Source organism: Nocardia sp. NBC_00565 (assembly GCF_036345915.1).
In the GTDB taxonomy this organism is placed as follows: Bacteria; Actinomycetota; Actinomycetes; order Mycobacteriales; family Mycobacteriaceae; genus Nocardia.
Window position 1 is genome coordinate 6603949 of record NZ_CP107785.1, and the last position, 7045, is coordinate 6610993.

Annotated in this window: 6 protein-coding genes and 2 pseudogenes; 7 read left to right on the plus strand and 1 reads right to left on the minus strand. The window is 63.3% G+C overall.

Annotated features, from left to right (window positions below):
- Positions 1-87: 87 nt before the first annotated feature.
- Positions 88-1113, plus strand: a complete 1026-nt coding sequence (locus OG874_RS30400) for a spirocyclase AveC family protein (protein ID WP_330250524.1) — start codon at positions 88-90, stop codon at positions 1111-1113.
- Positions 1114-1233: 120 nt separating this feature from the next.
- Positions 1234-2034, plus strand: coding sequence for a hypothetical protein (locus OG874_RS30405; protein ID WP_330250525.1), 801 nt, complete (start codon positions 1234-1236; stop codon positions 2032-2034).
- 192 nt (positions 2035-2226) lie between these two features.
- On the opposite strand, the pseudogene OG874_RS30410 reads toward OG874_RS30405, so the two are convergent.
- Positions 2227-2483, minus strand: a pseudogene (locus tag OG874_RS30410) (IS1380 family transposase); the annotation flags it as partial.
- Between the two features lie 46 nt (positions 2484-2529).
- Between OG874_RS30410 and OG874_RS30415 the strand changes: the two are divergent.
- The 5 genes and pseudogenes from OG874_RS30415 to OG874_RS30435 all read left to right on the plus strand — a co-directional run bounded on the left by OG874_RS30415 (position 2530) and on the right by OG874_RS30435 (position 6986).
- The gene (locus OG874_RS30415) at positions 2530-3252 is read left to right on the plus strand and encodes a class I SAM-dependent DNA methyltransferase (RefSeq protein ID WP_330250526.1); all 723 of its coding nucleotides are present in this window, start codon (positions 2530-2532) and stop codon (positions 3250-3252) included.
- A 124-nt stretch (positions 3253-3376) separates the two neighbouring features.
- Positions 3377-4045 (plus strand): hypothetical protein, encoded by a 669-nt coding sequence (locus tag OG874_RS30420; RefSeq protein WP_330250527.1) that lies wholly within the window; start codon positions 3377-3379, stop codon positions 4043-4045.
- 55 nt (positions 4046-4100) lie between these two features.
- Positions 4101-4907 (plus strand): carboxymuconolactone decarboxylase family protein, encoded by an 807-nt coding sequence (locus OG874_RS30425; protein WP_330250528.1) that lies wholly within the window; start codon positions 4101-4103, stop codon positions 4905-4907.
- Between the two features lie 5 nt (positions 4908-4912).
- Positions 4913-5107, plus strand: a pseudogene (locus tag OG874_RS30430) (helix-turn-helix domain-containing protein); the annotation flags it as partial.
- 535 nt (positions 5108-5642) lie between these two features.
- Positions 5643-6986: a helix-turn-helix domain-containing protein gene (locus OG874_RS30435; RefSeq protein ID WP_330250529.1), complete on the plus strand. Its 1344-nt coding sequence runs from the start codon at positions 5643-5645 to the stop codon at positions 6984-6986.
- Positions 6987-7045: the final 59 nt, after the last annotated feature.

Below are 7045 nucleotides of genomic sequence, written 5' to 3' on the forward strand. Positions count from 1 at the left end.
TAGTACTTCGGGATTGACTCACGACCATACTACCCTGTATGTTCCCAGAAGATACAGGGCTGTATGGTCTGCGCAGAGGGAAGAACCGTGTCAACTAATGTGGATGAACGTCAGACCGCTGCGTCGGATGAATTGCCGTCGGGCATTCAGGGTCGGGACGCGCCGCGAGTTGTGTGGCTGGCGCGCATCGGCGTGCTGTTCGTGCTGCTCCAGGCATACATATACGGGCGTTGGATCTTCTCCGACCAGTTCACGCCCGCCCCAACGGGTTCCGACCCGCTGTCGGCCTCCCAGGAGTTTTGGATCCGCTGCTGGGACATCGTCAGCATCGCGGCATGTGTCGGGTTCCTCATCTGGATCGTGTGGAAGACAGTGCGAGATCGGGCGATACCCACCTTGGGGATCGTCACCATCGCCTGGATGCTCACCGCCTGGCAGGACCCCGGTGTCAACTACATCCGGCCGGTTTTCTCCTACAACGACCACTTCTTCAACCGCGGAACATGGGCCCAGTTCATACCCGGCTGGGTCAACCACGCGGGCGCCAACCCACAGCCGATTTTCTTCTGGGTCGCTACCTATTCGGGGCTCATGGTGGTTGGCATCCTCGGCATCTGTCAGCTGCTCGACAGAGTTCGAAAAGCCTTCCCGAGAATCAACAAGGCGGGACTTCTGGCGCTGCTATTTCTCTTCTCGGTCATCAGCGACGCTGTCGCTGAATCGATCTGGATGCACCAAGGGTTATGGGCATATCCGAGGGTGAACGGCACCTGGTCGCTGTTCACAGGCGGCATCACGCAACTGCCGCTGTTCGAACCTCTTGTATTCGGCGGGTTTGTGGGCACGGCGGCGACCGCCATCTATTACTTTCGCGACTCGAACGGTCATATGATCACGGACACGGGACTACGCAAGCTCACGATCAAGCGTGGACGAACTCCCGTTCGCGTGTTGGCCCTGTGCACGGTCCTGAACGTGCTCATGCTCGTTTTCAACATGGGGTGGAACATGGTCAACCAACATGCCGACACCACGCCAACCCATGTCCCAAGCTACTTCTCCAGCGAACTGTGCGGCCTCGGCGCCAGTTCTGCGTGCCCGCCACCGAAGTAGTCGATCGCATGGTTCAACGAAGCCACCACGACGCTCAGTACGCGTCGGTGAGTGCGGAAAGTTTCACCAAACGTCGGAACCGAGATGATTGCGGCGCCGACGCTGAACAACGGAGAAAGAATGACTGATATCGCCAATCCGACGGCCCGGCGGGCACTACCCCTCAGCTACGGAAACTTCATCGTAATCATTCTCATACTGATCGCGTTATCTGACGTCTTGTGCTGGAGCGCCGCGGCGCATTTCGGTGTCAACAAGGCTCTCGCCTCCAACATATTCGTCGTCATCTGCACCTCGGCGATCGTGGCCGTCATCGTGCTGCCGTGGTTCAACCTCAGGGGGCAAGTAGGTCTCGACCGCGAGCAGCGTATGGAGAAAACGGCCGGCGCGTGGGTCGCGGTCCTTGCCTTGGTGCACCTGACCTGGGAGCTGCCCTGGGTACTCTTCCACAGCTACATCATGGGCACAGCGGGTGAGGGAAAGCTGTGGAGCTACATGTGGTGGATTTACGCCGACGGTGGCGACGTGCGCTACATCCACCCCGACGACAATCTTCTCGCCCTGGAGTCCGGCGCGACGCTGTTGGGTTTGACCGCGCTTGTCTTGGTATATTTGCGGCGCAAGGCCGGGCGGTTCACCCGCGGCCAACTCGTGGTCGTCGCGAGCCTGATGGCCATCGAATTCTATTCGACGATCATCTATGTTCTATCGGAATCTTATTCGGGTATGAAGGACGTGTCGGGAGCCGCGAACCTCGTGGTGAAGTTCGGCTACGGGAACATTCTGTGGCTCACCGTTCCCTGCATCGTCTTCCTGTGGGCAAAAGGCCAACTTTCGGCACCCGATAATCAATACCGCCCTCAAGGACAGTCGCAGACCGTGGACACAAGAGACACCCTGCACGCGCCCACCAACACCTAGGGACAAGCAACAGCGCGAATGCTCGATACCAGAATCAGAGGTTTGCTGATTTAGCCTCAATCCACCGACCCAGGTTTCGCGTTGGTCTGCGCGCCGGAGGCGCGCAGACCAACGCGTTTCGGGTGTGGTGTAGTCGCTGGTCTGCCCAGCTTTTCCACTTCGATGTTGGTTCGGGCTGTTGGGCCGGGGCGGTCAGGTGGTGACGGGTTGTGGTGGTGTGTAGCCGATAGTGTTGTGCCACAACATGAGCCATGCGTCGGTCCAGGGCCAGTGGCTGGGTAGGTGCAGGATCGGTCGGCGTTGCGGGCGGGGATGTTGACGATCTTGCGGCGCAGGGTGGCTGCGCGGGCGCGGGCGTGGCTTCCGCCGGCGAGGATGCCGGTGGCGCGCAGCAGGTTGTGGGCGATCGCGGCGCACAGGACCCAGGCAGAGTTGGCGCCGAACACACCCCCAACCTCGGATTACATCGGTAGATCGAGGCTAAGGTCTCGTGCCATGGGCGAACCCGGGCACGTGCGCGACACTCGCGACGGATACGACTCAGTGGCCACCGAATACGCGGAGCGCTTCAGCGACTCGCTTCGGGACCATCCCTTCGACCGGGCGATGCTCGCGGTCTTCGCCGAACTCGTCCGAGCCTCCGGACCACTGCGGGTCCTGGACATCGGTTGCGGCCCAGGGTATGTGACCGACCATCTGCGCACGCTCGGGCTGCAGTCCCAGGGCATCGACCTCTCCCCAGAGATGATCGCGCTCGCGCGCCGCGCTTACCCCGACCTTCGCTTCGAGCTCGGCGACATGACCGCGATCGACCTGCCGAACGCCGGCCTCGGCGGCGTGTTCTCGAGGTCTTCGATCATCCACACCCCGCCCGAGCAACTCCCCGCGGTGTTCGCCGAGTTCCACCGGGTGCTCGCCCCCGGCGCTCATCTGCTGCTGACGTTCCAGGCGAGCGACGACACCTCGCAGGTCGCCTGGCCGTTCGACCATGCTGTGGCACTCGCCTACCGCCTTTCGGTCGGCCGCGTGGCCGATCTGCTGCGGGAGGCCGGATTCCAGGAGATGGCGCGCCAGATCACGGCCCCGGAGCAGGACAAGGTCCGCGGCTTCCACTACGGGTATCTCCTGGCCCGCAGGAGCGCCGATGACGCCAACGGTGCGGCCCCACGCAACGACCATCGTTTGGGGTCGCACATATCGAGTGAACGCCGCGCATAGTTTGCACGCCTCGTGTGCGGAGGTCACTCGATATGCGACAGCCTTTCCAGGCCCGAGATCCATGGGACTGCCCCGGGCAACCGGTCACCACGACGTCCGCGCACGGTTCGCTAGGATCGCGGCGATGTCGACCATGACCATGCACACCCTGCCCATCGATGCGGATCGGGTGCGGCGGATGGTGCAACTCACGAGCCGGTGGCAGCGGGATGCGTTGGAGCGCACCCTGGTCGAGTACGGATGGGTCACCGACACCGAGGTCTCTTTGCTGCCGTGGTGCGAGAGCCAGTGCGCGCCATTTTATTTCGGGGTCGATGGCGATTCCGGTTCGCCCGATTCCGCTCGGTGGCGCCTGGATTTCGGCTGCCCGCCGGAGAGTCACGACCACGGCGCGCCGGAGGAGGACGACCACGGCACGCCGTTCATTCAGCTGCTCTGTGCGCTGAAATGGCCTGCCTTCGGCCAGGATCCGGACCCCGAAGATCCCGATGAGTTCGACGATTTCGATGACAATGACGGCCGGTGGACCACCCACTCCGAGATAACTCGTGCGGACTGGGATGCCGAGTTCGATCGGCTCGGCGCGCTGCTGCGCGGCCAACTCGGTACCCCCGCACACACCGAAACACCGGATAAATCCGGCTACCGGTTGGAACGGTGGCAACTGGACGACATGGCGGTCGTTCTGGTCTCCGGCGACGACATCAACTCGTACTCGTTCTACGACGCGATCTTCCTCCGGATCTGCCCGGCGGCAGCGCGCATGGCGAGCAGGTACTGGCCGACGGATTAGCCGGGTCGATTCAGCACTTGCGTTGGAGTGCACTCCACCTTTTAGAGTTCGGGCCATGACCAACACGGAGGCCTCTACCAGCAATGATCGTTTCGAGCGCGGACTGGAACTGCTTCGGCAGGTCGGGGGGAAGGAGCGGCCCGCGGTGCTGGACAGTCTCGCGGATATCGCGCCCGACCTGGGACGACTGACTGTCGAGTTCGGATATGGCGACATTCTGTCGCGGCCGGGGCTGACATTGCGTGAGCGGCAATTGGCCACCGTGGCGGCGCTCGCGGCGATGGGGAATGCCGCGCCGCAGTTGCGGTTCCACATCGACGGGGCGCTGAATGTGGGGTGCACCCGGGAGGAGATCGTGGAGACGCTGATCCATGTCAACGTGTATGCCGGAATCCCCGCCGCGCTGAACGGAATCGCGGCGGCGCGCGAAGTGTTCGACGCCCGTACCGATCTCCCGGCTCCGGCCGAAGCGGCACCGGCCCCGACGGGTGATCGGTTCGAGCGCGGGAGCGCGAAGATCGCCGAAATCGATGGACACGCAGGCGAACAGGTCATCGCTTCGCTGCGCGATATCGCACCGGATCTGGGGCGATACATCATCGAGTACAGCTTCGGCGATATCTACTCGCGGCCGGGTCTGGACCTGAAGTCTCGCGAAATGGTCACCGTCGCCATGTGCACCGCACTCGGCACCGTCGCACCGCAACTCGGTGTGCACATCCACGGTCTACTGAATGTCGGCGGTACCGAGACCGAGGTCGTCGAGATCATCACGCAGATGGCCGGTTACGCCGGATTCCCGGCCGCGCTGAACGGAATAGCCGTGGCACGTACGGTTTTCGCGGAACGTTCGGGCAACTGACGCCCCGCAGCTGGACGGCCATGACCTACCCGCAATGGCGCACCCAACTACGCCTGCACCGCGCGATGCAGCTGCTGGCCGAATCACTTCCGGTCACCACGGTCGCGCATCGCTGCGGCTGGGCGAGCGCCAGTGCCTTCATCGACGTCTACCGCCGTGCCCTCGGCCACACCCCCGGCGCTTACCACCGACGCCAATAACGTTCGTCCCCAGGGCCTTTCAGCCCAACCCGGTGCGGCACTCTGCGGATGGCGCCGCACCGGGCCCCCTCATCGGGGCAGGCGGGTTACTTTTCGGCAGCGCACCGGAAGCAGTGCGCGGAGGCGGCCAGATATTGGCGACAGCGGGCGCCGTGGCCGGCATGGACGGAGACGATGAAACGGGCCCGGTCAAAACTGAGACCGACCGGTTCTTGACTGCAATCACGGCTCTGCACCAGCCACAATTCCCGGATATCAGAATGCAAAACGTCCATTGTTCACCTCCATGAAAGATAAGCGCACCCGACACCGGCAGCGCCTCCGAAGCCCGTCGTCAACGCTGTTGGATCGGAGCAGCGTCGGGACCGTGCGTCGGGCTCCGGGAGAGCCTGCGCCCCCGAAAGGGTTTGAGGCACAAACCCGGTGCCGGGTACTGCTTCAGCGTGCACGTTGCGATTCGGTCGATAACAGAGCCGAATGCGGTAAATGCGAGTAATTTCCGATTGAATCAGCCTGGTACGAGGAAGCGGGACCTATGGTTGAGATCGACTGGACCGGCGAAGACGTACTCGCACTTCGCGCGGCAATGAAGCGAAGTCGCTATGAGTTCGCGCGCTTGGTGGGCGTCACCCCGCGCACCGTGATCTTGTGGGAGAACGGCCGGACAACCCGGATGCATGCCGCAAGCAGGCGTTTGCTCGATCGAGTGCTCGCGGAGGCCGATTCGGTCGCCATCGCGCGATTCGAGCGCGCGCTCGAGGCGGGCCCCACGGCGGGCCGCGATACCGAAGACACGAGCGCGGCGCTCGATCGGATACAGCTCGGTAGGGACATCGGGCTCGACAAGGAAGTCGAGGATGACGACGTGAGAAGGCGATTACTGCTGGCCTGCATCGGCGCGGGCCTGGTAGGACAGGCGGCCGATCTGGTCGCCACCGAACCGGAGAAGATGCTCGCCACCCTGGACGCCGGGTCGATGAGTGAACGGCGGCTCGGCTTCTTCGAGCAATCCGTCGAGGCCCTCGGCACCCGGGTGGTGCAGGTGCCGCCGCACGAGTTGCTCCATCTCACGCTCGACCAGTTCCGTGCGGTTCGCGGCTGTCTCGCCGAGCGCCAATCGACCCACCATCAAATCCGACTGGTCCGTACGGCGGGGCGCTTGGCGAATGTCGTCGGCGAAATTCTGTTCAACGAAGGTCATTTCGGTCAGGCGCGATTGTGGTACACCACCGCAATTCACGCCGCCCAGGACATCGGCGACCGCTATTCCGAAGACATCGCACTGGCCGGATTGGCGTATTTACCGACCTATAGCGATAATCCGAAGGAAGTTTTGAACCTGGTCGGTCCGCGCCTCGAAGAAAATCCGGGCTATGGTCCGGCGGCCGCCTGGTTGTGGGGAATGGCGGCCCGCGCACACGCCAGCCTCGGCAATTCCGACAGCTTCACCCGCTGTATCGCGAGATCCGAGCAGGCTTTGGAAAATGTTCCCGCGGAACACCTCTCGATCGGGATATTTTCCTTCCGCCCGGAGAAGCTGGCCTTCTACCAAGCCATCGGCTACTCCCGGCTCGGCCACACCAAGGAGACCGCCGGCGCCGCCGCGCGAGCTATCTCCCTGTACGACCCCAGCGAAACCATGGAACCCGCGCTGGTCCGGTTCGAACACGCCACCGCCCTGCTCGGTTCGGGCGAGGTGGACGAGGCCTGTGCGGTGGCCACCGACGCGATCACCAACGGTCACACCTACGTCGGCCTCACCGTTACCAAGCGCGCCAAGCAATTCGACACCGCGGTCGCGACCTACCAGGGCCGCGCGGTCGCCGACTGGCGCCAACAGGCACGGATGGTCATCGACTCTCCCCGCACCCGGGCGTAAAAGGGGCGAGGCACACCGGTCGGCGGGGGTGGATGCAAGGACCGGTGCACCCCGCCTAT

What these genes read in the sequence shown, in the direction of transcription:
- OG874_RS30405 (WP_330250525.1), top strand. Translation starts at nt 1,234, where the DNA reads ATGACTGATATCGCCAATCCGACGGCCCGGCGGGCACTACCCCTCAGC.
- OG874_RS30420 (WP_330250527.1), top strand. Translation starts at nt 3,377, where the DNA reads ATGTCGACCATGACCATGCACACCCTGCCCATCGATGCGGATCGGGTG.
- OG874_RS30425 (WP_330250528.1), top strand. Translation starts at nt 4,101, where the DNA reads ATGACCAACACGGAGGCCTCTACCAGCAATGATCGTTTCGAGCGCGGA.
- OG874_RS30435 (WP_330250529.1), top strand. Translation starts at nt 5,643, where the DNA reads ATGGTTGAGATCGACTGGACCGGCGAAGACGTACTCGCACTTCGCGCG.
- OG874_RS30415 (WP_330250526.1), top strand. Translation starts at nt 2,530, where the DNA reads ATGGGCGAACCCGGGCACGTGCGCGACACTCGCGACGGATACGACTCA.